This window comes from Saccharopolyspora rosea (assembly GCF_025643595.1).
GTDB lineage: Bacteria > Actinomycetota > Actinomycetes > Mycobacteriales > Pseudonocardiaceae > Saccharopolyspora > Saccharopolyspora rosea.
In genome coordinates this window covers 3,238,754-3,263,630 of the sequence record NZ_CP102826.1, presented here as the reverse complement: position 1 = coordinate 3,263,630, position 24,877 = coordinate 3,238,754, and the positions used below count along the sequence as shown (strand labels likewise).

General features: G+C 72.3%; 27 protein-coding genes and 1 pseudogene. 12 read left to right on the top strand and 16 right to left on the bottom strand.

Annotated elements, in window-relative coordinates; translation table 11 throughout:
• Positions 1–5: 5 nt before the first annotated feature.
• Together NV263_RS15145 and NV263_RS15140 are read right to left on the bottom strand one after the other, a co-directional pair.
• Positions 6–932 (bottom strand): erythromycin esterase family protein, encoded by a 927-nt coding sequence (locus NV263_RS15145; protein ID WP_263253951.1) that lies wholly within the window; start codon positions 930–932, stop codon positions 6–8.
• 256 nt (positions 933–1,188) lie between these two features.
• Entirely contained in the window at positions 1,189–1,617 is a 429-nt protein-coding gene (locus NV263_RS15140; protein WP_263253950.1) for a hypothetical protein, read from the bottom strand.
• Positions 1,618–1,834: 217 nt separating this feature from the next.
• Here NV263_RS15140 and NV263_RS15135 point away from each other — a divergent pair, with 217 nt between their 5' ends.
• Together NV263_RS15135 and NV263_RS15130 are read left to right on the top strand one after the other, a co-directional pair.
• Complete coding sequence (locus tag NV263_RS15135) at positions 1,835–2,221, top strand: VOC family protein (protein ID WP_263253948.1); 387 nt, start codon at positions 1,835–1,837, stop codon at positions 2,219–2,221.
• Positions 2,218–2,529, top strand: coding sequence for an ArsR/SmtB family transcription factor (locus NV263_RS15130; RefSeq protein ID WP_263253947.1), 312 nt, complete (start codon positions 2,218–2,220; stop codon positions 2,527–2,529). The genes NV263_RS15135 and NV263_RS15130 overlap by 4 nt, the downstream gene beginning before the upstream one ends.
• A gap of 34 nt (positions 2,530–2,563) precedes the next feature.
• Here NV263_RS15130 and NV263_RS15125 read toward each other — a convergent pair whose 3' ends face one another.
• The 3 genes from NV263_RS15125 to NV263_RS15115 form a co-directional block, all read right to left on the bottom strand.
• Positions 2,564–3,130, bottom strand: a complete 567-nt coding sequence (locus NV263_RS15125) for a GNAT family N-acetyltransferase (protein WP_263253946.1) — start codon at positions 3,128–3,130, stop codon at positions 2,564–2,566.
• 99 nt (positions 3,131–3,229) lie between these two features.
• Positions 3,230–4,216: a malate dehydrogenase gene (locus NV263_RS15120; protein ID WP_263253944.1), complete on the bottom strand. Its 987-nt coding sequence runs from the start codon at positions 4,214–4,216 to the stop codon at positions 3,230–3,232.
• Positions 4,217–4,332: 116 nt separating this feature from the next.
• Positions 4,333–5,133, bottom strand: coding sequence for an ArsR/SmtB family transcription factor (locus NV263_RS15115; protein ID WP_263253943.1), 801 nt, complete (start codon positions 5,131–5,133; stop codon positions 4,333–4,335).
• Between the two features lie 64 nt (positions 5,134–5,197).
• Between NV263_RS15115 and NV263_RS15110 the strand changes: the two genes are divergently transcribed.
• Positions 5,198–6,631, top strand: a complete 1,434-nt coding sequence (locus tag NV263_RS15110) for an MFS transporter (RefSeq protein ID WP_263253942.1) — start codon at positions 5,198–5,200, stop codon at positions 6,629–6,631.
• 73 nt (positions 6,632–6,704) lie between these two features.
• Positions 6,705–7,238 (top strand): MarR family winged helix-turn-helix transcriptional regulator, encoded by a 534-nt coding sequence (locus NV263_RS15105; protein WP_263253941.1) that lies wholly within the window; start codon positions 6,705–6,707, stop codon positions 7,236–7,238.
• Between the two features lie 24 nt (positions 7,239–7,262).
• Here NV263_RS15105 and NV263_RS15100 read toward each other — a convergent pair whose 3' ends face one another.
• On the bottom strand, positions 7,263–7,982 hold the full coding sequence (locus tag NV263_RS15100; RefSeq protein WP_263253939.1) for an SDR family NAD(P)-dependent oxidoreductase: 720 nt from the start codon (positions 7,980–7,982) through the stop codon (positions 7,263–7,265).
• Between the two features lie 169 nt (positions 7,983–8,151).
• Here NV263_RS15100 and NV263_RS15095 point away from each other — a divergent pair, with 169 nt between their 5' ends.
• The 5 genes from NV263_RS15095 to NV263_RS15075 all read left to right on the top strand — a co-directional run bounded on the left by NV263_RS15095 (position 8,152) and on the right by NV263_RS15075 (position 11,240).
• Complete coding sequence (locus tag NV263_RS15095) at positions 8,152–8,871, top strand: hypothetical protein (RefSeq protein ID WP_263254473.1); 720 nt, start codon at positions 8,152–8,154, stop codon at positions 8,869–8,871.
• Positions 8,757–9,350 carry a sensor histidine kinase gene (locus NV263_RS15090; protein ID WP_263254206.1) on the top strand — a complete coding sequence of 198 codons (594 nt, stop codon included), beginning with the start codon at positions 8,757–8,759 and terminating at the stop codon, positions 9,348–9,350. The genes NV263_RS15095 and NV263_RS15090 overlap by 115 nt, the downstream gene beginning before the upstream one ends.
• Positions 9,350–9,982, top strand: a complete 633-nt coding sequence (locus tag NV263_RS15085) for a response regulator (RefSeq protein WP_263253938.1) — start codon at positions 9,350–9,352, stop codon at positions 9,980–9,982. The genes NV263_RS15090 and NV263_RS15085 overlap by 1 nt, the downstream gene beginning before the upstream one ends.
• A gap of 61 nt (positions 9,983–10,043) precedes the next feature.
• Positions 10,044–10,769 (top strand): 3-keto-5-aminohexanoate cleavage protein, encoded by a 726-nt coding sequence (locus NV263_RS15080; RefSeq protein ID WP_263253937.1) that lies wholly within the window; start codon positions 10,044–10,046, stop codon positions 10,767–10,769.
• A gap of 39 nt (positions 10,770–10,808) precedes the next feature.
• Positions 10,809–11,240, top strand: a complete 432-nt coding sequence (locus NV263_RS15075; RefSeq protein ID WP_263253935.1) for a protein-tyrosine phosphatase family protein — start codon at positions 10,809–10,811, stop codon at positions 11,238–11,240.
• Positions 11,241–11,363: 123 nt separating this feature from the next.
• Here the strand turns inward: NV263_RS15075 and NV263_RS15070 are convergent, their stop codons facing one another.
• Both NV263_RS15070 and NV263_RS15065 read right to left on the bottom strand, forming a co-directional pair.
• Positions 11,364–12,071, bottom strand: coding sequence for an alpha/beta fold hydrolase (locus NV263_RS15070; RefSeq protein ID WP_263253933.1), 708 nt, complete (start codon positions 12,069–12,071; stop codon positions 11,364–11,366).
• A 990-nt stretch (positions 12,072–13,061) separates the two neighbouring features.
• Positions 13,062–13,328: a helix-turn-helix domain-containing protein gene (locus NV263_RS15065; protein ID WP_263253931.1), complete on the bottom strand. Its 267-nt coding sequence runs from the start codon at positions 13,326–13,328 to the stop codon at positions 13,062–13,064.
• An 80-nt stretch (positions 13,329–13,408) separates the two neighbouring features.
• Between NV263_RS15065 and map the strand changes: the two genes are divergently transcribed.
• Positions 13,409–14,203 carry a type I methionyl aminopeptidase gene (map, locus tag NV263_RS15060; protein ID WP_263253929.1) on the top strand — a complete coding sequence of 265 codons (795 nt, stop codon included), beginning with the start codon at positions 13,409–13,411 and terminating at the stop codon, positions 14,201–14,203.
• Here map and NV263_RS15055 read toward each other — a convergent pair.
• Positions 14,179–14,502, bottom strand: a pseudogene (locus NV263_RS15055) (DUF6221 family protein); the annotation flags it as partial. The gene map and the pseudogene NV263_RS15055 overlap by 25 nt on opposite strands.
• Before the next feature lie 31 nt (positions 14,503–14,533).
• Positions 14,534–17,542, bottom strand: a complete 3,009-nt coding sequence (locus tag NV263_RS15050; protein WP_263253926.1) for an alpha-mannosidase — start codon at positions 17,540–17,542, stop codon at positions 14,534–14,536.
• A gap of 137 nt (positions 17,543–17,679) precedes the next feature.
• Between NV263_RS15050 and NV263_RS15045 the strand changes: the two genes are divergently transcribed.
• Positions 17,680–17,940, top strand: coding sequence for a Prokaryotic metallothionein (locus tag NV263_RS15045; protein ID WP_263253925.1), 261 nt, complete (start codon positions 17,680–17,682; stop codon positions 17,938–17,940).
• 109 nt (positions 17,941–18,049) lie between these two features.
• On the opposite strand, the gene NV263_RS15040 is transcribed toward NV263_RS15045, so the two are convergent.
• The 3 genes from NV263_RS15040 to NV263_RS15030 all read right to left on the bottom strand — a co-directional run bounded on the left by NV263_RS15040 (position 18,050) and on the right by NV263_RS15030 (position 19,720).
• Positions 18,050–18,583 (bottom strand): gamma carbonic anhydrase family protein, encoded by a 534-nt coding sequence (locus tag NV263_RS15040; protein WP_263253923.1) that lies wholly within the window; start codon positions 18,581–18,583, stop codon positions 18,050–18,052.
• A 50-nt stretch (positions 18,584–18,633) separates the two neighbouring features.
• Positions 18,634–19,329 carry a GntR family transcriptional regulator gene (locus NV263_RS15035; protein WP_263253921.1) on the bottom strand — a complete coding sequence of 232 codons (696 nt, stop codon included), beginning with the start codon at positions 19,327–19,329 and terminating at the stop codon, positions 18,634–18,636.
• A 169-nt stretch (positions 19,330–19,498) separates the two neighbouring features.
• A complete protein-coding gene (locus NV263_RS15030) occupies positions 19,499–19,720 on the bottom strand; it encodes a DUF1697 domain-containing protein (protein ID WP_263253919.1) in 222 nt (73 codons plus the stop codon).
• A 32-nt stretch (positions 19,721–19,752) separates the two neighbouring features.
• Here NV263_RS15030 and NV263_RS15025 point away from each other — a divergent pair, with 32 nt between their 5' ends.
• The gene (locus NV263_RS15025) at positions 19,753–20,910 is read left to right on the top strand and encodes a glycoside hydrolase family 5 protein (protein WP_263253917.1); all 1,158 of its coding nucleotides are present in this window, start codon (positions 19,753–19,755) and stop codon (positions 20,908–20,910) included.
• Position 20,911: 1 nt separating this feature from the next.
• Here NV263_RS15025 and NV263_RS15020 read toward each other — a convergent pair whose 3' ends face one another.
• The 3 genes from NV263_RS15020 to NV263_RS15010 form a co-directional block, all read right to left on the bottom strand.
• Positions 20,912–21,376, bottom strand: coding sequence for an STAS domain-containing protein (locus NV263_RS15020; protein ID WP_263253916.1), 465 nt, complete (start codon positions 21,374–21,376; stop codon positions 20,912–20,914).
• A 172-nt stretch (positions 21,377–21,548) separates the two neighbouring features.
• A complete protein-coding gene (locus tag NV263_RS15015; protein ID WP_263253914.1) occupies positions 21,549–23,480 on the bottom strand; it encodes an aconitate hydratase in 1,932 nt (643 codons plus the stop codon).
• Positions 23,481–23,553: 73 nt separating this feature from the next.
• Positions 23,554–24,822, bottom strand: a complete 1,269-nt coding sequence (locus tag NV263_RS15010) for a helix-turn-helix domain-containing protein (RefSeq protein WP_263253912.1) — start codon at positions 24,820–24,822, stop codon at positions 23,554–23,556.
• Positions 24,823–24,877 lie beyond the last annotated feature (55 nt).

Sequence of the window (24,877 nt, the reverse complement as noted above, 5' to 3'; positions counted from 1 at the left end):
CGGGTTCAGCGGTCGCCGCGCGCGGTGGCGACGTCGGCGCGCAGCGCATCGACCACGCCGTGGGCGAGGTCGGCGCGCTGGACGTGGATGAGCGCGTCGAAGGCGGCGGGGATGTCGTCGAGGGGCACCCGGCCGCCCTGGGCGCGCCAGCCCCGCGCCGGGGCGAGCAGGTCGGCCGGCGCGCCGCGCAGGTCGACCAGGGACACGGGCAGGCCCGAGGCGTCCAGGACGGCTTCGACGTCGGTGGGTTCGAGACGCCGCCGGCGCACTGCGACGTCCCAGTCGTAGGGGCGGTGGCTGCGCGGGGTGATGCGCAGTTCCGGGCCGCTGCCGTAGGTGGTGCCGATCACGACCACCTCCTCGCCCAGCTCCTCGGCGAGCAGACCGCCGAGCGTGGCCTGCCCGGCTCGGGGGCTTCGTTGCAGGTGGCCGTTGTGCGCGCTGAGGACGATCCGGTCTTCGCGGTCGAGGATCCAGCGCACCGAGTCGGCCATGAACTCGTCGCGGCGGTTGACCCCGCAGGCCAGGTCCGCCAGCGCGCACAGCGACCGGGCGCAGCGCAGGGCGATCTCGTCGCCGTGGTCCGCGGCGCGCCGGACGAGGTCGGTGAACGCGGCGGTCAGGCGGGTGCGGTCGTGCCGGGGCAGTTCGGCCCAGCGGCGCGCGGCCAGGGGTGGCGGGCCGAGGTCGGCGGCCGCGGCGAGGTCGGCGTCGCCGTCCCGGGCGGGCAGGCGGTGCAGGCAGGTGCGCACGGCCGGGCCGGGTGCGGCGCTGGATCCGGGCAGGTCCATGCCGTGGAAGGCCAGCCGGTGACCGGTGGTGTTCCACTGGCGCATCCACCGCAGTTGCGCGCGGGTTTCGGCGCGTTCGCCGAACCGGTAGGTGATGCCGTGTCCGGCGGCGGTGTCGAGGTCGCCGGGCCCGCCGCGCACCCACTGGTCGACGAGCAGCCCTTCAGCCCTTCAGCGAACCCGGATTCCAGCACGAACGCGGAGAATCCCTTGTGCTGCACGAGGAAACGGGTGATGCGGTCGGTGAGCCGGATGATCTCGGACAGGCCGTGGTCGCTTTCGCCGAGGCACACCACGCGGGCGTCGCCCACCACGTCGGCCAGTGCGTCGAGGTCGCCGGTGCCGGTCGCGGCGGGGTCGACGGTGGTGAGCGGCCGGGTGCGGTCGTGCAGCCGGTTCACCGGTGCCCCCGGGCGGCGTCGCGGAGGAGGGCCGGGACGATGCGGCGGTGCAGGGGGCCGGCGGCCGCCCACAGCACCGAGGCGGCGGGGTGTTCGTAGCGCACGAAGGTGGCGAACACGACGGCGTGGTCGCCGGTGACCGCCTGCGGTGTGCTGGCGGAGATCGGCCAGCCCAGGACGTGGCCGGGCGCGGGGAACGGGGCGAGCGGGAAGCCGAGCCCGAAGCGCCACCCGGTGCGCACGAACCGTCGCAGCGCGGGCCGGGACTGCTCCAGCACCCTCCGCAGCACGGCTTCGGCCGGCAGGCCGGCGAGGGCGCCGGGCGGCACGCTGAACGCGTCGTGGTAGTCGGGGCGCTGCAGGGTGGTGTGCTGCCCGACGTCGTCGGGGATCGCGATCTGTCGCGCGTGCACGGCACCGTCCACTGCCGAACCTCCTCCACCGGGGGCCACCACGATAGGGCGTCGGCGGGGTGGCGTGGTGCGGTTCGCGCCAAGTCGGCTGCCGCGGTCGCACCGCGCGGTGGGGGAGAGTCCCGATCGGACCGTCCACAGTGATCGGATGACGGCCGTGTCACCTGGTCGAGGTCCTCCGGGGCGTCGACCTTGGCGTGTAGGAGTTTGCCTACCTATTGTGGTGGACATGCACATCTCACGACTGCAATTCGTATCCGTCCCGGTGGCCGACCACGCCCGCGCCCGGGACTTCTACGTCGACACCCTCGGCTTCGACCTCGCCGTCGACGTGGCGGGCCCGCACGGCCGGTTCGTCATGGTGTGCCCGCCGGGCGCCCAGACCGGCGTGGTGCTGGTCGACTCCACCGTCGCGGGCCGCAGCTTCGGCGGACCGGTCCACCTGCAGTTCCACACCACCGACCTGGACGCCGACATCGCCGCACTGCGCGCCGCGGGCGTCGAGGTCGGCGACGTGCAGGACCAGCCGTGGGGCCGGATGGCCTCGCTCACCGACCTCGACGGCAACCCGCTGACCCTGCTGGAACCGTCCCCGCACGGCGACAGGCCCGCATGAGCACACCGGCCGACGAGGTGTTCGCCGCACTGGCCAGCCCCGTGCGCCGCGAGGTCCTGCGCCTGCTGCTGGACGGGCCCCGCCCGGTCAACCAGCTCGCCGAGCACTTCGCGATGCGCCGCCCCAGCCTGTCCGAACACCTGCGCGTGCTGCGCCACGCCGGACTGGTCGAGGAGACCAAGAGCGGCCGCTACCGGCTCTACGCACTGCGCCCCGAGCCGCTGCGCGACGTCTCCCGCTGGCTGAGCCACTACGAACGGTTCTGGCGCCCGCCGGACGTCCCCACCGCGCCACCCGGCGACCAGTGACCGGTGACCGCACCCGCGCCGACCGCGTCCCCCGTCACGACCCGGCCGCGGCGTGCTGGCGACGGGTCAACCGCCAGACGACGTCGACACCGCACTCACCAGAAGTCAGCGGGGTTTCGCGCGGCGGGCTGCGCCGCTCCACCTCGGTGAACCCGAGCCGGTGCGGCACACCCCCGCTGGCGGTGTTGGCCGCGTCGTGCCAGATCTCGACGTGCTCCACACCCGGCAGCGCGAACGCCTGCTCGACCAGCGCCGCCGCCGCGGTGGTCACCAGCCCCCGCCCGGTGTGGGCGGGGTGCAGCCAGTACCCGATCTCCAGACCACCCGGGCCCACCCGGTCCATCAGGCTGATGCAGCCGACGATCGCGCCCCCGACAGTGATCGCATAGCCGAACTCCGCCCCGTCCCGCCACTTGCGGTCGCTGTCGTCCAGGAACCGGGCCATGGTGTCCAACGTGTACTCACCGACCGCCCACGCCATCCACGGCCGCAGGTGCGGCAACGACTCGGTGACCACGTGGTGCGCCCGGTACAGGTCGGACTGCCGCCAACGGCGCAGCAACACCGGCGGACGTTCGATGCTCTCGGCGGGACGGTCCATGCTCCCAGCCTGGCAGCACGCGCAACCGGTTTTCCCCGCCCCGCACACGACGGGGGCCGCGCCCGGTGCCCCGGACGCGGCCCCGCAAGGTCGCGATGATCAGACCAGGCCGAGCTTGCGGACCGCCTCGCGCTCCTCGACCAGCTCGTTGACCGAGGCGTCGATGCGCTCCCGGGAGAACTCGTCGATGTCCAGACCCTGGACGATCTCGAACCGGCCGTCACGGGCCACCACCGGGAACGACGAGATCAAGCCCTCCGGCACGCCGTAGGAGCCGTCGGAGACCACCCCCGCCGAGGTCCAGTCGCCCTCCGCGGTGCCGTTGACCCAGGTGTGCACGTGGTCGATGGCCGCATTGGCCGCCGACGCGGCCGACGACGCGCCGCGCGCCTCGATGATCGCCGCACCGCGCTTGGCCACCGTCGGGATGAACTCGTCGCGCAGCCAGGCCTTCTCGACCTGCTCGGCGGCGATCTTGCCGCCCACCTCGGCGTGGAACAGGTCCGGGTACTGGGTGGCGGAGTGGTTACCCCAGATCGCCAGCTTCTTGATGTCGGTGACCGCCACACCCAGCTTCTGCGCCAGCTGGGTCAACGCCCGGTTGTGGTCCAGGCGGGTCATGGCGGTGAACCGCTCGGCGGGCACGTCCGGAGCGTGCGCCTGGGCGATCAGCGCGTTGGTGTTGGCCGGGTTGCCCACCACCAGCACGCGCACGTCATCAGCGGCACCGGCGTTGATGGCCTCGCCCTGCGGCTTGAAGATGCCCCCGTTGGCCTCCAGCAGGTCACCCCGCTCCATGCCCTTGGTGCGCGGACGCGCGCCGACCAGCAGGGCCACGTTGGTGCCGTCGAAGGCGGTGCGGGGATCATCGGTGATGTCGATGCCCTGCAGCAGCGGGAAGGCGCAGTCGTCGAGCTCCATGGCGGTGCCCTCGGCGGCCTTGACCGCCTGCGGGATCTCCAGCAAGCGGAGTTTGATCGGGGTGTCGGGCCCGATGAGCTGACCGGAGGCGATCCGGAACAGCAGCGCGTAGCCGATCTGGCCGGCCGCCCCGGTGACGGTCACGGTGACGGGAGCTTTGGTCATGAGGTTTCGTTCTCCTGCTCGCCGAGTGCTCTTTGCCTAGGCGGGATGCTATCCCCAGCGCGACGTCGCCGTTGCGGCACCGCCGGAGATCACAGTGGACACCCGCCCGGACCGATTCAGGTCCGAGATCCGCGCCACTCGGCGCACGCCCCCGGCTCCTCCCGCGCCACCACACCGAGCAGGTCGCGCAACCCGCGCTCACCGGGCTCGGTGAGCGTCACCGCACGCTGCCCCGGCCTGCGGCACAGCCACCCCGCGTCGAGCAGGGCCTGCAACACGGCCGCCCCGAGCCGCCCGGCCAAGTGGTGGCGCTGCTCGCTCCAGTCCAGGCAGAACCGCAGCAGCGGCCGCCGCGACGACGCACCGCGCACCGCGTCGAGGTCCACCCCGAGCGCGGCCAACACCTCCTCGGCACGCGGCCCCAGCTCGTACGGGACATCGGCCAGCGGTTTCGACAGCGCCTCACCACGGCGACGACGCGTGTCGGGCACCCCGTCGACACTGCGCAACGCGCCCTGGCGCAGCAATCCCGCGGTCACCGCCACGCCCAACCGCCCCGCCAGGTGGTCGTAGCAGGTGCGGGCCTGCCGCAGCGCCGCAGCACGGGTGCCCTCGCGCAGCGACCGCACCGGCCGGGCAGGAGCGATCGTGGCCAACGCCTCCAGCACCGCGGCCACCCGATCGTCGGCCAGCCGGTGGTAGCGGTGCCGCCCGCTGCGCTCGACCTCGATGAGCCCGCCCTCGCGCAACCGCGCCAGGTGCGCGCTGGCCGCGCTGGGCGACAGTCCCGCCTCGGCGGCCAGCACCGACGCGGGCAACGACCGCCCGTCGGCCAGCGCCTGCAGCACCCGCGCCCGACCGGGCTCGGCGAACAGCACCGCCACCGCGGCGATGTCGCTGTCTCCCTGGATCGCCATGCCCCCATGATGCGCCCGCGACGTTTCAGGCCACCGTGAACCGTCACCGGGCCAGGGTGGGGGCGTGACGAGCAGACGTGACGAGCGGCCCGCGCTGACGCTGACGGTGATGTGCGCGGGCATGTTCCTGGTGTTGTTGGACGTCACCGTGGTCAACGTGGCACTGCCCGCCATCCGCGCGGACCTGCACACCTCGACCGCCGGGATGCAGTGGGTCGTCGACGCCTACGCGGTGACCATCGCCGGACTGCTGCTGGCGGCGGGCGCGGTGGGGGACCGCTGGGGACACCGCGCCCTGGTCCTGGCCGGCCTGGTGCTGTTCGGCGCGGCGTCGCTGGGGTGCGCACTCGCCCCGGACGTGGCCGTGCTGGTGGCCTGCCGGGCGGCGCAGGGAGCCGCGGCCGCGGTGCTGCTGCCGGGCAGCGTCGCGTTGATCACCCGCGCCTACCCGCAACGCTGCGCGCAGGCCCGGGCGTTGGGGGTGTGGTCGGCGGTGTCCTCGCTGGCACTGCCCGCCGGCCCGCTGCTGGGCGGCCTGCTGGTGCAGGCCGTGAGCTGGCGCGCGGTGTTCGCGGTCAACGTCCCGGTCGTGGCCGTCCCGGTCGTGGCCGTCGCGGTGGCGGTGATCGCCCGGCTGGTGCCCGCGGTGCCCGGCGACCGGTCGCAACGGGTGCGGGCCGACGCGCTGGTCTGCGCGGTGGTCGGCCTGACCGCCCTGGTGTTCGCGGTGGTCGGCCTGACCGCCCTGGTGTTCGCGGTGATCGAGACCGGCCGGTCCGGCGTCGACGCCGTGGTCGGCATCGCGGCGGGCGTGGCCGCGCTGGCCGCAGCCGTGCTGTGGTCACGGCTGGGCCGGGCCGCGTCCGCGCTGGTCAACCGCACGTTCGCGGCCGCCAACGCGGTCGGGTTGATCATGAACCTGTGCATCAACGGGTCGCTGTTCGTGCTGACCCAGTACCTGCAGGAGGTGCGCGGCGAGTCGGCGATGCGCGCCGGGCTGCTGGTGCTGCCGCTGCTGGTCCCGCTGGTCGTGCTCGCCCCGGTGGCCGGGCGGATGGTCGCCCGGTGGGGATCGCGGCCACCGATGGTGGCCGGCGCCGCCGTCGCCGCACTCGGCACCGCCTGCTGGCTGCTGGCCACCGCCGACGGCGACTACCCGCGCGTGCTGCCGGTCCTGGTGTGCTGCGGCATCGGCGCCGGGCTGCTGACCACCGCACTGGTGGCCGCCGCCGTCGGCGCGCTGCCCGCCGAACGCGCGGGCCTGGCCAGCGGGGTGAACAACACCGCCCGCCAGACCGGCACGGCCCTGGGCGTGGCGGTGTTCGGCGCTCTTGCCGGAAACCCCGCCGCGCGCGACGCATTCACCACGGGCCTGCACCACGCGGCCCTGCTCGGCGCCGCCTTGTGGCTGATCGCCGTGGTGCTCAGCACCCTGGTGCACCCCCCGACCGCGACATCCGCACAACGCCACCCCACCCGGCAACGCGCTCGAACGTGACCCGGACCGGCGGGGGAGAGCCGTCCCCCGGCGACCACTGTGGACGACGGGCGCGCCGCTAGGCTTGGCCGACATGTCCGACAGCACGGCCCCGCACCAGGACGGCGTGGACCGCATCCAGCAAGCCTGGCAGCGCGAACGCCCCGGCATTCCGGTGTCCTCGATCGGCGTGATCACCCGGATCTGGCGGGTGGCCAAACTGCTCGACGACGAACGCCGCCGCACCAACGCCCGACTCGGGCTCGACGCCGCCACCCGCGACCTGCTCAGCACGCTGCGCCGCGCGGGCCCGCCCTACCGGCTGCCCGCCGGGGAGATCGCCCGCCAGTCGCTGGTCAGCGCGGGCGCGATCTCCCAGCGGGTGGCCCGCGCCGAACAACGCGGCCTGGTGCGCCGCCACAAGGGCGGCGCCGACGGCCGCCAGGTGCAGGTCGAACTCACCGACGCCGGCCACCAGCTCATCGAGGACCGCGTCGAGGACCTGCTGCGCCACGAGGAGACGCTGCTGCGAGCCCTGGACGACCGGCAACGCGACCAGCTCGCCGACCTGCTGCGGATCCTGTTGAGCGACCTCACCGAACGCTTCGGCGCCGACGACCGCCCCTGACCGACCCGACACCCGGGCCCACCGTCACCGGCCCAGGTAGGCACCTCCGTTGACGTGCACCACCTGGCCGGTGACGTGCCCGGCCTGCGGGGAGGCCAGGAACCCGACCAACGACGCGACGTCCTCGGGCACCCCGGCCCGCTTGGTGAACGTCGCGTCCACCAGCGCGTCGCGGCGCTCGTCGCTGAGCCGGTCGCGGAAGAACTCCGTGCGCCCCACCAGGCCCGGGGCCACCACGTTGGCGGTGATCCCGCGCGGTCCCAGCTGCGCGGCCAGATCCGCGGTGAACGCCTCCACGGCCGCCTTGGCCGCCCCGTAGGACCCGGCGCCCGTGCGGGCCGCGATCGACCCGATGGTGACCACCCGCGCGTCGTCGGCCAGCCGCGAGGTCAGCGCCCTGGTCATCAGCACGGTCGAGAGCACGTTCGCCCGCCAGTTGGCCTGCCACCGCCGGGCCTCGTCCGCGAGCCCGTCACCGGCCCCGGCATCGTCGAAATCGACGTTGCCCCCGGCGTTGTTGACCAGCACGTCCACCCGCTCCGGCAGCTCCGGCAGGGCAGCGGTGACCGCGTCCGGGTCGGCCGCGTCGAAGACCACCGGCCGCGCCCCGAGCTCTTCGGCGGCCGCACGCAGGACCTCTCGACGCCGCCCGGTGATGGTGACCGCGTCACCCGCCGCGGCGAACTGCGCCGCCACCGCGTAGCCGATGCCCGTGCCGCCGCCCGTCACGATGATCTCTCGCACCACAACTCCTTTAGATCTAAATGACAGGGGAGACGGTAGTCACCACCCCCGCCACCCGGCAACGCATTTCCCACCCACCCCGCACTCAACCGAACGATCGATGCCCGAACCACCACCCGGCGGGCAGCCTGGAGCCCACTAGGGTGTCCACACCGTGCGAAAGGAGCCCATGACCAGCCACGAACCACCCGGAGCGACAATCCTGCGGCTGCTGCGACTGGGCCTGCACGCCGGCTTCTTCGCCCTGCTGGCACTCGCCACCACCCGCGTCCTGCTCACCCGCGACACCCCCGCCCACGGCCTCGCCGCCCTCGCCGGCGCCACCGCACTCGCCGCGGTCTACGCCGCCGGAGAACTCGTCCGCCGCCACCGCGCGCGCCGCGCCGCCACCGCCTGGCTGGCCACCGTCACCACCCTGTGGGCCGCCCTGCTCGCCGCCAGCACCGACTACTCCTGGCTGGCCTTCCCGCTGTTCTTCCTGCACATGCACCTGCTGCGCGGCAAACACGCCGTCCTCGCCGTCGCCACGGTCACCGGCCTGGTCATCACCGCCCAGATCGCCCACGCAGGCACCTGGACCACCGGCATGGTCCTCGGACCCGTCCTCGGCGCCCTGTTCGCCGTCATCATCACCTCCGCCTACACCGCCCTCTATACCGAGAACGAACAACGCCGCCGAGACTCATCGAAGACCTCACCCGCACCCGCGCCGAACTGGCCACCTCCCAACACCAAGCCGGCATCGCCGCCGAACGCGAACGCCTCGCCCGCGAAATCCACGACACCCTCGCCCAAGGACTCTCCAGCATCGTCCTGCTGCTGCGCGCCGCCGACACCGCCGACGACCCCGCCAAAACCCGCGACCGCATCGACGAGGCCCGCCGCGTAGCCGCCGACAACCTCGACGAAGCCCGCCGCTTCGTCCGCGACCTGCGCCCCCCGTCACTGAGCACCGCACCCCTGCCACAAGCCCTGCAACGCCTCTGCGAACGCACCGAACGCGAAACCGGCACCACCTGCCGCCTGCACCTCGACGGCCACCCGACCGCCCTGCCCTCCCACTACGACGTCGCCCTGCTGCGCGCCGCCCAAGCCAGCCTCGCCAACGTCACCCGCCACGCCGCCGCCCGCACCGCCGTGCTCACCCTCGCCTACCTCGACACCGAAGTCACCCTCGACATCTACGACGACGGCACCGGCTTCGACCCCGCCACCGCCCACCCCCGACCCGACGGCACCGGCTTCGGACTCACCGGACTGCGCGAACGCATCACCGCCCTCGGCGGACACCTCGACGTCGAATCGGCCCCCGGCGAAGGCACCGCCGTCGCCATCCGCCTGCCCCTGACCGGCCAGGAGACGCCCTGATGCCCACCCCGCTGCGCCTGCTGCTCGTCGACGACCACCCCGTGGTGCGCCGCGGACTGCGCGCCATGTTCGACGACCGCGACGACATGACCGTCGTCGCCGAAGCACCCGACGGCCACACCGCCCTCGACACCCTCACCACCACCGACATCGACACCGTCCTCATGGACCTGCAGATGCCCCACGGCATGGACGGCGTCACCGCCACCCGCCGCATCACCGCCAACGGCGGACCACCCGTGCTCGTGCTCACCACCTACGACACCGACGCCGACATCCTCGCCGCCGTCGAAGCCGGCGCCACCGGCTACATGCTCAAAGACGCCCCACCCGACGAGCTGTGCCAGGCCGTAAAACTCGCCGCCCGCCGCCAAACCGCCCTCGCACCCGGCGTCGCCGCACGCCTGCTCGGCCGCCTGCGCCGCCCCGAACCCGCACTCAGCCCCCGCGAAGTCGAAATCCTGCAAATGCTCGCCCAGGGCCTGTCCAACCGCGCCCTGTCCAAAGCCCTCTACATCAGCGAAGCCACCGTCAAAACACACCTCGTGCACATCTACGACAAACTCGGCGTCGACAACCGCACCGCCGCGATCACCACCGCACTGCAACGCGGCATCATCCGACCCCGCTGACCCGAGACCACGCCACGTGTCCGGCTACCCGCACCCGGCCGGAACAGGGGACAATCACGACATGCTGCAGGCGTGCCTCAACGGCTCCCGATCCCCGCGCGAGCACCACCACCTGCCGGTGCGCCCCGAAGAACTCGCCAAAGCAGCGGCCGACAGCACCGCCGCCGGCGCCACCGACCTGCACCTGCACCCCAAAGCACCCGACGGCACCGACAGCCTCGACCCCCACCTCGTCGCCGCCACCCTCCGCGCCGTGCGCGCCGCGGCCCCCACCACACCCGTCGGCATCACCACCAACGCCTGGACCGCACCCGACGCGCGCACCCGCACCACCGCCATCCGCGCCTGGACCGTCCTGCCCGACCACGCCACCGTCACCTGGCACCAGCCCGGCGCCGAGGACATCACCCGCGCCCTGCTCGACCGCGGCATCGCCGTGGAAGCCGTGCTGCACTCCGGCACCGACGCAGACGAGCAGTTCCTGCGCTCACCCCTGCGCCACCACGTGCTGCGCGTGCACGCCCGCGTCACCGACCGCACCGCCCGCGGCGCCCCCAGAACCGCCGAAGCACTGCTGGAACGACTCCGCCCCGCCACCGTCCCGGTCCTGCTGCACGGCCAAGCCGCCGGCGCGTGGCCGGTGTTCGACCTCGCCACCCGCCGCGGCCTGGACACCCGCATCGGCCTGGAGGACACCCTCCAACTGCCCGACGGCCAGATCGCCGCCGACACCGCCGAACTCGTCACCGCCGCCCTGAACCGCGCACGACCCCAACAGCACACGTGACCGGCGGAACACAACCCGGCCGGCGCCTACAGTGACCACATGATCCACACCTGGGACCCGACGGCCACCGGCGTGCTGCGGCTACCGTCCGGACGCCTCGTCCGCGGCCGCGGCCTGCGCGACCCGCGCCCCGACGGCCCGGACCCGACCTTCGCCGTCCACCTGCTCGGCCGCACCCCGCCCGAGGTCACCTGGGAGAGCCGCTGGCTGCGCTGGCCCGACTTCCGCCTGCCCACCGACCACGACCAGGCCCGCGCCGTGCTGCACGAAGCCTGGGAACGCGCCGCCACCGAACGCGTCGAGATCGCCTGCCACGGCGGACGCGGCCGCACCGGCACCGCCCTGGCCTGCCTGGCCGTGATCGACGGAGTGCCGGGGGAGGAGGCCGTCGCCTTCGTCCGCCGCCACTACCACCACCGAGCCGTGGAAACACCCTGGCAGAAGCGCTACGCCGCCCGGTTCACCCCGTGACCTCGAAGACCGAACCGCGCACCGCGCAGCGGAACGACCACCTCGGCGCCGCACCCGGTCCCGAGGAACGCCCGTGAACACCACCCACGGCGAACCCGTCCCGCGCGCCTCTCCACCGACCGCCTACCCGGTCGAACACGCCACCTCGGCCAGCACCTCGCCGAGGAGGTCCGGACGACTCCAATTCGGACAGTGCCCCGTCGGCAGGACCACCGTCTCCACCTCACCGCGGGGCACCGCCCGCGACACCAACTCGGGCATCCGATCCCGAGAACCCCGCACCAACGTCAACGGCACGCCCCGCCACGCCGCCGCCCGCACCGCCTGACCACCGATCACCGGATTGCTCGGCCGCAACAACGCCACCGCCTGCTCGGCCCGCTCCACCGAGCAGTCGTGGAACAGCGCCTGCCGGGCCGACACCGCGTCCAGCTCCAACATCCCGTCCGGACGCCACCGCACCGACTCCCGAACACCGAGCACAGGGGGAGGGGAGAGGTCGGTCAAACTCTGCCCGGCATCCGGCACGGCCCCCGCCACGTACACCAGGTGCCGCACCGCCGGATGCGGCCCCGCACCCGCCTCCGTGATCACCGCGCCACCGTACGAATGCCCGCACAGCACGACCGGCCCACCCACCGCGTCCAGCGCCTCGCGCACCGACGCCGCGTCGTCGTGCAGATCCCCGGCCGCACCCCGAACCCCGTCGAACCCGCTGGGCAGATCGACCACCACGGACCCGACCCCGAACCGCTCCAGAACTTCCGTCACGTCGCTCCACGACCACGGCCCGAGAAAACTGCCGTGCACCAACACCACCGTCGCTGCCATACCGCACAACACTAAGCCCCCCGACACGTTCGCGGCAGACGTCGTTTCCCCGCACGGCAGAACGCGTCGCCCGGTAGCAGCTCCCGACACCGGCACGACGCGGCACGCGGACCCGGCGGAGGAGGCCCGCAGATCAACTACTTGACATAATGTACATTATCGGCGCTCAGTTGACCTGCGATGATCATCCCGGGGAGACGTCGCCGGGCGCCTCGGAAAACACCGCACAACAAGGAATTCCGCACGTCGGCGATGGGCGCGCGACTCCGCCGCGTCGCGGCCGCCGCGGTCGGTGCCGCGCGCTGACTCCAGCGCCGGCCGCGACGGCGAGGAACGGGCGGACGCCCGGCAAGAAGGCCGTCGGGACGCCGCAGCGGATCTCCCGTCCCGGCTCCAGCGGGACCAGGACAAGCACCGCATATTCGTCACTGTGACGGATCTGTCGTGATGATCCTGAGAGCGGCGTCGCACGGTTCCTCGCCGCGATGCGTGATCAGCTCGGCGTCGAACAGCCCCGGGTCCGAGGCGGCCCGCAGGACACTTCGGAGCTGTCGGCGCTTCGGAGCAACGGCGGCTGCGATGACCCGGACATCGGCGACGGGAGCGCACGCGGAGGCGCCGATCACCGGGGCGCGGAGTCCGATCCCCCGGGAAGGCAGGACCCGCACCCCTGTCCACATTTGATGGATAACGTACATTATCCATCAAATGGAGAAAGTTCGGCCGCCGTGCGGGCGTGCTCGGTGGCCGCCAGCGAGGTGGATGGCGTCGTAGAAGTAGGTCAGCTCCCCGAGGCACAGCCCCGGTTGCGGAACCGGCCTGTTCGTACTCGCCGGTGCTGGTGACGATGCGCTTGGCCATGGTCGGCTCCCCCACAGTTCCTCGCCGAGGGTGGTTCGGCCGTTGCGACCGGTCGCGTCCCGACCCCAGGAGTCGTTCGCGCAGTCGTGCGACGTGCGAAGCGGGCCACCGCTCCCCTGTTGCCGGCGGTCAGGAGGCGGCCGGCAGGCGCAGGCCGTCGCGCCAGGTGGTGGCGAGGTGCTGGAGGGGCAGGTCGAGGGCGTCGCTGAGGCAGACGATGGCGCCGAACGACGGGCTCGGGAGTCGACCGGTCTCGATCTTGCGCAGCGTTTCCGGTGAGATGCCCGCAGCGTGGGCGACTTCGGCGAGCTCGCGGTCGGCTCGCGCTTCGCGCAGCAGTGCTCCGAGGCGCCGTCCGGCCTCGATCTGTTGAGGGGTGAGCGGGTTGCGGACCACGTCACCAGGATACGGTTGGTATTTGAATACCGCTACCCGCTACGATTGGTATAACTATACCGATCCTTGTGGAGGCGTGCGTGATCGAGTTGAAGTCCCCGGCCGAGATCGAGCGGATGCGGATCACCGGGGCGTTCGTGGCGGAGGTCCTGGACGAGCTGCGCGAGCGGGCCCGGGTGGGGGTGAACCTGCTCGATCTGGAGCACTACGTGCGCGACCGGATCCGCCGTCGCGGGGCCCGGTCGTGCTACTGGGATTACGCCCCGTCGTTCGGCGACGGTCCGTTCCGCAACGTGATCTGCCTGTCGGTCAACGACGCGGTGCTGCACGGGCTCCCCCACGACTACGCGCTGGCCGACGGGGACGTGCTGACGATGGATCTCGCGGTGGAGATCGACGGGTGGGTCGCCGACGCCGCGCGCACGGTCGTGGTGGGCACCGCGGCGGCCGAGGATCTCCGGCTGGTGCGGGCGACCGAGGAGGCGCTTGAGGCCGCTGTGTCCGCGATGCGGCCGGGCAACCGGTTGGGGGATGTGTCGGCGGCGATCGAGGCGGTGGCCGCGGAGTACGGCTATCCGGTCAACACGGAGTTCGGCGGGCACGGGTTGGGCCGGACGATGCACGAGGATCCGCACGTGCCCAACCGGGGTCGGGCGGGCCGGGGGCTGCGGTTGCGGGCGGGCATGACGCTGGCATTGGAACCGTGGTTCGCGCGGACGACGGACCGGATCGTGGTGGATTCCGACGGGTGGACGATCCGGTCGGCCGATGGTTCGCGCACCGCCCATTCCGAGCACACGGTGGCGGTCACCGATGGCGGGCCCCGGGTGTTGACCGCTCTCCCCCGGGTTCAGGGTCGCCAGCGGGGTGCGTAGCCGGGGCGGTCGGCGTAGGGCAGGCCGAGCAGGGCGCGGGTCGGGCAGCCGCGTTCGTCCTCGGGTGGGTAGCTCTCGCCGAGCCGGTCGCAGGGTCCGCTGCCGCGGCCGCACCAGCGGTGGGTGGTGAGCAGGCGGGTTTTGAGCTCGCATTCGCGGAAGCCGCGCAGGTGTGCGGCTGCGGGTTCGGTTCCGGCTTCGGCTCGTTCGCGGGCCAGGCGGAGCAGTTCGAGGTCGATGTCGATCTGCAGGCGCAGGAAGTCGGCGAACCGGTCCACGGCGTCCCTTTCGTCGCGGGGTGTGCGCGCGTGGGACTGGTCGGGTGGGGGGTCATGACGCGGGTCGGTCGCGGGTGAAGCGCAGCGTGCGGATCTCGAAGGGGCGCAGGTCCAGGAGCAGGTGTCCGTCGGTGGGTTCGGGGTCGTGCTGGGGGCGTTCGAGCAGGTCGGTGCGGGTGACCGAGGTGGTGGTGAAGCCGGTGGTGAGGTGGGTGCGGGTGCGGGTTCCGCGGGCTTCGTAGAGGCGGACGACGACGTCGCCGGAGCGGTCGTCGGCGAGTTTGACGGCTTCGGCGATGACGTTGTCGGCGTCGATGGTCAGCAGTGGGGTGACGTCGCGGCTGCCGGGCAGGGTGCGGGTGGGCAGGTTGATGCGGTAGCCGTCGCGGACGGCGTCGGTGATGTCGGCTCCGATGAGCAGGCTGTAGCGCAGTTGGTGGGGGCCGTGGTCGGTGTCGGGGTCGGGGAACCGGGGTGCGCGCAGCAGGGACAGGCGCACGGTGGTGGTCGTGCCGCCGCCGGGTCGGGGGTGGCGGGTGACGTCGTGGCCGTAGGTGGAGTCGTTGGTCAGGGCGTGGCCGTAGTCGGGTTCGCCGACGTGGATCCAGCGGTGGGCGCAGATCTCGAATTTGGCGGCGTCCCAGGAGGTGTTGGTGTGGGTGGGTCGGCGGATGTGGCCGAATTGGGTTTCGGCGCTGCTGGTGTCGGTGTGCACGTCGAGCGGGAAGGCCGCTTTGAGCACGGTTTCGGTTTCGTGCCAGTCGATGTCGGTGTCGATGTCGATGCGTCGTTGGCCTGCGGGCAGGGTGATGCGTTGCCGGATGGTGGTGCGGCCGGTGGTGCGGCGCAGGGTGACGCTGGTGCCGTCGAGGGTGATCTCGTCGAGGTCGAGGAGGTCGTGGGTGCGGTGGCGGTAGAACTCGTCGAGGTCCCAGGCGTCCCAGGCGTTGGGGTGGTCGGGGTGCAGTTGCAGGAGGTTGGCGGGGGCGGCGAGGGCTTCGCGGTCGGCGGTGCGGTCGTGCGCTGAGGTGATCAGGCCGCGCGGGTCGATGGTGACGCGCAGCAGGGTGTTGTCGAGGACGGTGCTGCCGTCGGTGTCGCGGGTGGCGGTGGTGGGCGGTGCGGGTTGGTGGGCGGTGGTGGCGCCGAGGGCGGGGATGCCGTGGTGGGTGTGCGGGGTGGCGTTGAAGGTGATCGGGCGGTCGCCGGGTTCTCCGGCCAGGGCTCGTTGGGCTTCGGTGATCAGGGTGGTGAGTTCGGTGGTCAGGTGTCGGTGGGTGGTTTCGGCTTCGCGGTGCACCCAGGCGATGGAGGATCCGGGCAGGATGTCGTGGAATTGGTGCAGCAGCAGGTGTTTCCACAGCCTGTCGAGGGTGTCGTGGGGGTAGTCGCGTCCGGTGTGGACGGTGGCGGTGGTGGCCCAGAGCTCGGCTTCGCGGAGCAGGTGTTCGTTGCGGCGGTTGCCCTGTTTGGTCTTGGCTTGGGAGGTGTAGGTGCCGCGGTGTTTTTCGAGGTAGAGCTCGCCGGTCCAGATCGCGGGGTCGCGGTGGTCGGTTTCGGCGGCGGTGAAGAAGGCTTCGGGGGTGTCGAGTTGGACGCGGGGTGAGCCTTCCAGGTCGGCGGTGCGGTAGGCGCGGGCGAGCATGTCGCGGGTGGGTCCTCCCCCGCCGTCGCCGTGGCCGAAGGGCACCAGGGAGCGGGTGGCGTGGCCGTGTTCGGCGAAGTTGCGGCTGGTGTGGGCGAGTTCGGCGCCGGTGAGTTCGCTGTTGTAGGTGTCGGCGGGTGGGAAGTGGGTGAACACGCGGGTGCCGTCGATGCCTTCCCACCAGAAGGTGTGGTGCGGGAAGCGGTTGGTCTGGTTCCAGGAGAGTTTTTGGGTGAGGAACCAGCGGGAGCCGGATTGGATGATCAGTTGTGGGAGGGCTGCGCTGTAGCCGAAGGAGTCGGGGAGCCAGACCTCGCGTGTTTCGATGCCGAATTCGTCGAGGTAGAAGCGTTTTCCGTGGATGAACTGGCGGGCGAGGGCTTCGCCGCCGGGCAGGTTGGTGTCGGATTCGACCCACATGCCGCCGACGGGGACGAACTGTCCGGTGTGGACGAAGGTGCGGACGCGGGCGAACAGGTCGGGGTGGTGTTGTTTGAGCCAGGCCAGTTGTTGGGCCTGGGACATGGCGAAGCGGTACCGCGGGTGTTCGGTCATGAGGGCGGTGGCGTTGGCGGTGGTGCGGGCGACTTTGCGGATGGTTTCGCGCAGCGGCCACAGCCAGGCGGAGTCGATGTGGGCGTGGCCGACGGCGGTGATGGTGTGGGCGCTGGCGTGGGCGGGTCGGGTGAGCACGTCGGTGAGCTGGGCGCGTGCGGTGGCGGCGGTGCCGTTGATGTCGCGCAGGTCGAGGTGGTCGAGGGCGCGTTCCAGGGCGCGCAGGATCTGGTGGCGGCGTGGGGTGTCGGTGGGGAGTTGCCGCATGAGTTGGTCGAGGACTTCGATGTCGTGGACGAGTTCGTGGACGGTGTGGTCGAGGATGGCGACTTCGGCGCGGTTGAGGCGGTAGAGGGGTTCGTGGCCTGCGGTGGCGGGGTCGCCGAGCGGGGTGGGTTGGAAGCCGTGGGGGCCGAGGATGAGGGGGTTGGCGGCGGCTTCGACGTAGAGGGTGCGGTGGGTGCCTGCGGCGTTGTGGCCCAGTGGGATGTGGGTGTTGCGGGGGTTGAGGGCCTTGATGGGGGTGCCGTCGTGGGTGTGGGCGAGCCCTTCGCAGTGGAAGCCGGGGCGGTCGGCGTCGAAGCCGAGGTCGACGAGGACTTCGACGGTGTGGTCGTGCCAGTGTTCGGGGACGGTGACGTGCAGTCGGAACCAGCTGGTCGACCAGGGTGGTCCCCAGGGGGTGCCGATGTCGGTGGGTGTGTAGTCGGCTCGGATGGCTTGGGCGGCGGGTACGGGTTCGCCGGGGACGTGCCAGACGGCGAGGCCGCAGGGTGCGGTGTGGGGGTGCACGGCGGGGCGCAGGCGTTCGGTGAGGACGCGGTCGATCCGTTGTTCGACGTGGGTGCGGTCGTCGTGCATGGTTCTCCCCCGTGTCCGGCCGGTGGTGGCGATCATGGCACAGCCCGGTGGGGGTGGTGGGAGGTCGCGGTTGCCGATGCATGCGCGGGGTCGCATGCTGCGGGGTGTCGGCAGGTTGTGCGGAGGGCGTGAGGGCGATGGCGACGTGTGAAGTGTGCGGTAACGACTACTGGATGAGCTTCGAGGTGCACACCAAAGGTGGCGGGGTGCACACGTTCGATTCGTTGGAGTGCGCGGCGCAGCGGTTGGCGCCGTTGTGCGAGCACTGCGGGTGCCGGATCCTCGGGCACGGTGTGGAGGCCAGCGGCCGGTTCTTCTGCTGTGCGCATTGTGCGCGGCAGTCGGATGTGGCGATGGGTGGCGAGTTGCGCGATGCGGTGGGCGCCCACCCGGGGTGATCTGCGGGTGGCGGTGTTCGGCGGGGCGTCTCCTCCTCCCTGGGCGCTCCGCCGGCCTGTGTGCGGGGCCGCGGTCGGGTGACCGCGGCCTTTGTCGTGCGTGCGGGGGTTAGTGGCCGAGGGCGGTGCGGTGCCGTTCGGCGAGCTGGATGTACTGGTCGGCGGACAGCTGCAGGGTTCGGCGTTCGTCGTCGGTGAGTTCGCGGCGGATCTTGGCGGGGGTTCCGGCGACCAGGCTGCCGGGTGGGATCTGGGTGCCTTCGAGGACGACGGCTCCGGCGGCGATGAGGGAGCCGGTGCCGATGTGGGCGCCGTTCATCACGACGGCGCCCATGCCGATGAGGCAGTGGTCCTCGATGGTGCAGCCGTGCAGGACGGCGCGGTGTCCGACGGTGACGCCGCGGCCGAGGGTGGCTGGGAAGCCGGGGTCGGCGTGCACGACGCAGCCGTCCTGGATGTTGGTGTCGGCGCCGATGGTGATCTGTTCGGTGTCGCCGCGCAGCACGGCGGTGTACCACACGCCGGTGCGGGCGGCGAGGTGGACGCGTCCGATGAGGGTGGCGCCGGGTGCGACGAAGGCGGTGGGGTCGATGTGCGGGGTGGTGCCGTCGAGGGTGAGGGTCAACGGTCGGGGGGTGTTCACTGCTCCTCCTGTCGTTGGTGGCGCAGCCAGCGCAGCGCCACGTCGGTGTGTCAGTCCACTTTGGTCTCGATGCCGTGCAGGAAGGTGCGGTCGGTGTGCCGGTCGAGTTCGGCGAGCACGTGGTCGGGGTGGCCGTGTTCGATGGTGGTCAGCAGTTGCCGGTGCCGTTCGGTGTCGGTTCGCAGCGTCTCGTGGTCGACGTGGGGTTGGCGGATGAGGGCGGCGGCGAGCATGTGTTGCAGTTGCAGGCAGCGGTAGGCCGCTTCGAGCCGGTGGTGGCCGCTGAGTCCGACGAGGGCGAGGTGGAACTCGAAGGTGGCTTCGAGGTGACCGGCGAGGTCGGTGGCGGTGTGCAGTCGGTGCAGGGCGCGGTGGCAGCGGTCCAGGCGTGCGGGGTGGGTGGCGGGGACGCCCAGGTGCACGGCGAGGCGTTGGAATTCGGTGCGCAGGGTGCAGATCTCGTAGATGTCGTGCAGCGTCAGCGGGGTGACGATGACGCCTCTGCGGGGTAGTTGGCGGACCAGGCCGTCGTGTTCGAGCACGCGCAGGGCTTCGCGCAGTGGTGGGCGGCTGATGCCGAGTTCGCGGGTGAGCCGGTTTTCCACGATGCGGTCGCCGCAGCGCGGGTCGCCGGTGATGAGCATGCGGCGCAGCGTGCTGGTGGCGAGGTCGACGAGGCTGGGTGGGGCCTGGATGCCGGGTGCGCGCACCGTGGCGCTGGGGCTGTGCTCAACAGATCCGGTCACGATCGTGCAGTGTCCCCTCCCGCGGCCGGATCCGGGGTGGTTTCGGTGTTTCGTGCGGTCTGGTCCGTCCGCGGCCCCCTTGCGTTGACAGCGTGTCAGCTGGGCGTCGGCGGCTGTAGGCGGGTGTGCGGTGATCCCGGTCACCGGGCGTGGTGAGCACTGTGGACGGTCATCGGGTGGCGAGGTCGGCCAGGGCGGTCACGGTGCGCCAGTTGCGGGTGGTGGTGTCGGTGCCGGTGGCGGTGAACATGGCGTTGCCGCTGGCCAGGTAGGTGCGCACGTCGTGGTGGCCGAGGGCGGTCAGGGCGGCGCGGAGGTCGGCCATGGGCAGGCGGGCGTGCCGTCCGAGGTTGACCGGGCACCGACACCCACTTTTACGAAAGTTATTCACATTTGGTGGTGGTTCGGTTACCGTGATCGGACATGATCGTCCGGCGATGGCTGACCGCGCTGACCGCGCTCCTGCTGCCCGCCGCGGTGGCCGTGCCCGCGCACGCCGAGGCCGCCGGGCTCACCGATCTTTCCGGGCGTCCGCTCGTCGGGCACGGGTTCAACAACGGCGGCAGTTCCAAGGACTCCCCCGACGCCATGCCCTGGACCTCCGCCGCCGACCTGGCCGCCGAAGCCGACCGGATCGGGTCCGACTCGGCGCGCCTGCTGATCTACTGGTCGCGCGTGGAGCCCGAGCCGGGGCGTTACGACGAGGGCTACCTGGACGCGGTGGCCCGCCGCGTCGAGGACTACCGGCGGGCCGGGATGCGGGTGGTGCTGGACATGCACCAGGACATGTGGGGCCCGGCGGTGTCCGGCAACGGCCGCAACGACGGCGCCCCGGCGTGGGCCAGCCACTTCGACGGTCTGCCCGCGACGGTCCAGCAGCCGTGGGAGCTGACCTACCTGCAGCCGGGCGTGACCCGCGCCTTCGACCACTTCTGGGGCACCACCGGGCAGCATCCCGAACTCGCCGAGCACTTCGCGGCCGCGTGGCGGCACGTGGCCGGCCGCTTCGCCGATTCGCCCGCCGTGCTCGGCTACGACCTGTTCAACGAGCCGTGGGGTGGCAGCGTGCCGTGGCCGGTGTTCGAGCGTCGGCTGCTCGGCCCGCTGTACCAGCGCACGATCGAGGCGATCCGCACCGTCGACAGCGGGCACTGGGTGTTCGTCGAACCGCAGTCCTTCGGCGTCAACCAGGGGCTGCCCTCGGCGTTGGCGCGGCTGTCCGATCCGCGGCCCGGGACTGCGCGCCTGGCCTACGCGCCGCACCTGTACCCGGCGCTGATCGACTCCGGCCAGTCCTACACCGGCGCGGTGAAAACCCTGGTGCACCACCGGATCCGGCAGTGGTTCGCCACCAACGCCGACACCGCGCGGCGGCTGGGCGCGCCGCTGGTGGTCGGTGAGTTCGGCCTGGACGCGACCAAGCCGGGTGCGTTGGACTACGTCGACGACGTGCTGGCCGAGGCCCGGAAATACCGGGCGGGCTGGTGGTACTGGTCCAACGATCCCGGCTCGTGGGGTCCGTATGCTCCCGGTGGGGGTTGGGCGCCGCTGGCCGACCACCTGGCGCGCGGCGCCGGGTGAGTCACCTGCCGGCGTCGGCGACCGCCTCGGCGGCGCTGCCGCGGCAGGAGAAGTGCCGGCACAGGCCCGCGACGCGCAACAGGCGCCGCACGGCTCCCTCGCCGGGCACCACGTACAGGCCGATGCCGCGGTGCTCGCAGCGTCGTTCGCAGTGCAGCAGCAGTTCCAACGCGGCGCTGCTGGCGAAGGACACCTCCGACAGATCCAGCACGACCGCGTGCAGTGCGGCCGCGGTCAGACGCTGTCGGATCAGTTCGGTCAGCCGGGGAACGGTGGCCAGATCGACCTCCCCGCTCATGCTGACCACCACCACCCCGGGAGCCGGCCACTCCACCGACAGCCGCAGCGCGGAGGAACGCGCGGCGTGGCCGATGAGGGGGTCGCTGGCGGTGCGTGGCGCCACGATCGCCGAGCTCGGGGCCCAAGCGGCGGCGGCACGAGGCATGCTGGATCTGGAGACGATCACGCTACCTCCCTGGTGTGCGGTCATCGACGGTTCGGTTATGTGGCCACGGACCCGGAACTCGCCGCTGCGCTCGGACGCCAGGGGTGCGCCGTGGCGGCTGCTCAACCGCTGCTTCCACGGTAGGAGCCACCGGCCGAGCCAACAAGGCTCGCCACGTTCGTGTGACAACCCGTCACGATCGAGTGGCCAGGTAGGGAATCACACCGCCCGCCAACAAGACGTCCACCTGCCGTGGTGACAACCGGTGCCGCGCCCGGATGTCGACGCCCCGCGTGGTGTTACGCAGCGTGATGTCGTGTTCGTGGGGCAACGCCTCTCGCAGACCGGGGGCCTCGATCACGTCCCCGGCCTCGATCCGGTCGTAGTCTCCCGGGTCGGCGAACTCCAGCGGCACGATGCCGAAATTGACCAGGTTCTGCCAATGGATGCGGGCGAACGACTTGGCCAGCACCAGCCGCAACCCCAGGTAGCGGGGCGCGATCGCGGCGTGCTCCCGCGACGAACCCTGGCCGTAGTTGGCACCCCCGACCACCACGTGCTCCCCCGGCTGCTCCCGCGCCCGCCGCGGGTAGTCCGCGTCGATGCGGGTGAAGCTGAACTCCGCCAACGCCGGGATGTTGGATCGCAACGGCAGCGCCCGCGCACCCGCCGGGGAGATCTCGTCGGTGGACACGTCGTCCCCCGCCTTGACCAGCACCGGACCGGACAGCCGCGACGGCAGCGGATCCAGCTCCGGCAACGCCGAGATGTTCGGCCCCTTCACCAGCTGCTCGGTGACCGGCTCCGCCGGCGGAGGCACCAGCATCGCGGTGTTGACCGACGCCGCGTCCGGCAGCACCACCTGCGGCGCGTCGCCCAGCTCGCGCGGATCGGTGATCACCCCGGTCAACGCCGCGGCCACCGCCGTCTCCGGCGAGCACAACCACACCGAGTCCTCCGGGGTGCCCGACCGTCCCGGGAAGTTGCGGGGGAACGTGCGCAACGAGTTCTGCCCCACCGCCGGCGCCTGCCCCATCCCGATGCAGCCCAGGCAACCGGTCTGGTGGATCCGCGCCCCCGCCGCGATCAGGTCGAACGTGGCCCCCATGCGCGTGAGGTCCTCGAAGATCTCCCGCGAGGTCGGGTTGACGTCGAAGCTCACGCCCTCGGCCACCCGCCGGCCGCGCACCGCCGCCGCGGCCACCGCGAAGTCCCGCAAACCAGGGTTGGCCGATGACCCGATCACCACCTGCCCCACCTCGGTGCCCGCGACCTCGCGCACCGGCACCACCGCGTCCGGCGCCGACGGCCGCGCGATCAACGGCTCCAGCCGCGACAGGTCGATCTCGTCGGTGACGTCGTAGACCGCGCCGTCCTCGGCGGCCAACGGGCGGAAATCGGCCTCCCGAGCCTCGGCGCGCAGGAACTCCCGCACCCGCTCGTCAGCCGGGAACACCGTCGTCGTCGCCCCCAACTCGGCACCCATGTTCGCGATGACGTGCCGGTCCATCGCCGACAACCCGGCCAGCCCCGGCCCGTGGTACTCGATGATCCGCCCCACCCCGCCGGCCACACCGTGGCGGCGCAGCATCTCCAGGATCACGTCCTTGGCCGACACCCACGGCGGCAGCGCGCCGGTCAGCCGCACCCCGAAGATCTCCGGCATCCGCAGCCGCAACGGCTGCCCGGCGATCACCAACGCCACCTCCAGACCGCCCACCCCCACCGCCAACATGCCCAGCGACCCGGCCGCGCAGGTGTGCGAGTCCGACCCGGCCAGCGCCTTGCCCGGCACGCCGAACCGCTGCATGTGCGTGGGATGCGACACCCCGTTGCCCGGTCCCGAGTACCACAACCCGAACCGGCGGCACGCCGAGCGCAGGAACGCGTGGTCCTCGGCGTTCTTCTCATCGGCCTGCAGCAGGTTGTGGTCGACGTACTGCACGCTGGTCTCGGTGCGCGCCCGGTCCAGACCCAGCGCCTCCAGCTCCTGCATCACCAACGTCCCCGTGGCGTCCTGGGTCAGCGTCTGCTCGACCGACAGCGCCACCTCCTGCCCCGGACTCGTCCGCCCCTCGACCACGTGCGCGTCGATGAGCTGCTGCGCCAACGTCCCCGTCGCCATCGCGGCACCGACCCTCCCTCGCGGATGATCAACTCCGCTCCTCGGCTACCCGGCAACCGCGGCGGCGAAACGATCACAGTCCGCGCAGCCGACGCACCTCCGGCGCCAGCGACGCGGGCAGCACCGGCCCGTCGTCCGGGACGAGCACCCGCACCCGCACCGACTCGGCGAACCGGTAGGGCCGGTGCGCCAACATGCCCGCGAAAAGCCGCCGCAGCCGGGACATCTCGGCGCGCACCGTCACCGCGCGGTCCGCGTCGCCGAACAGGTCGGCGGCCAGCTGCGCCGCGCTGCGCCCACCCGGGTGACGGGCCAGCACGTACAGCACCTCGGCGTGCCGCGGCGTCAACCGCTGCTGCCAGCTGCCGCTGTCGGCGTGCACCCGCAGCCACGCCTGCCCACCGCGGCGCAGGTCCAGCACCACCTCGCACGGGCGCACCGGGCCGTCGTCGTCCAGGCGGATCAACCAGCCACCGGGCACCGGCTCGCACACGCACGGACCGAACGCGGGCAGCCACGTGCGCTGGTCCACCCGGTCCGGCAACAGCACCCGGTCCACCGGCGCCACACCCCCGGCCGCGGCCACCCACCCGTGCGGGTCGGTGACCAGCGCCCGCCCGCGCAGGCCCGCCAACACCGGCGCGGCCACCGCCCGCAGCCGCTCCAACTCCGCCCGGTGGTCCTGGACGAGTTCCGACTCGGCCAGCCGCGCGGCGGCACCGACCAGCGCCAGCGTGCTCGGGTGCACAGTGGACACCGGGCCGGACAGGTCCACCGCGCCCACCACCGCGCCGCTGCGCGGATCCCGCACCGGTGCGGCCGAACACGTCCACGGGTGGTGGCTGCACAGGAAGTGCTCGGCGGAGTAGACCTGCACCGCCCGGCCCACCACCAGGGCGGTGCCGATCGCGTTGGTGCCCACGACGTCCTCCCGCCAGCTGGAACCCGGCGCGAACCCCAACCGGTCGGCGCGGCGGCGCACCTGCGCAGCACCCTCCCGCCACAGCACGTGCCCGTCGGCGTCGGCGACGACCATGATGTTGTCGGCCTGCTCGGCCAACGCGGCCAGGCTGCCCCGCAGCGCGGGCAGCACCCGCGCCAGCCGGGTGTGCTCCCGGCGGTGCCGCAGATCCCGTTCCTCCAGCGGCACCGCCTCCCGCGGCCGGTCCGGGCGCATCCCGGCGCCCAGCACCCGCCGCCACGAATCGGAGATCAACGCCCGGGGCCGCTGGTGCGGCCGCTGCCCACCGAGGAACTCGGCGTGCACCCGCGCCAACGCCCGCGCCCGCGTCCGGGGATCGGTGCCCACCGGCACCGCAGGCTCCAGTCGTTCCGCGTGCACTGCTGTCCGCTCCCGCGCCGACGATTTGGCCTCCCAGTGTGATCCGCCACACGCC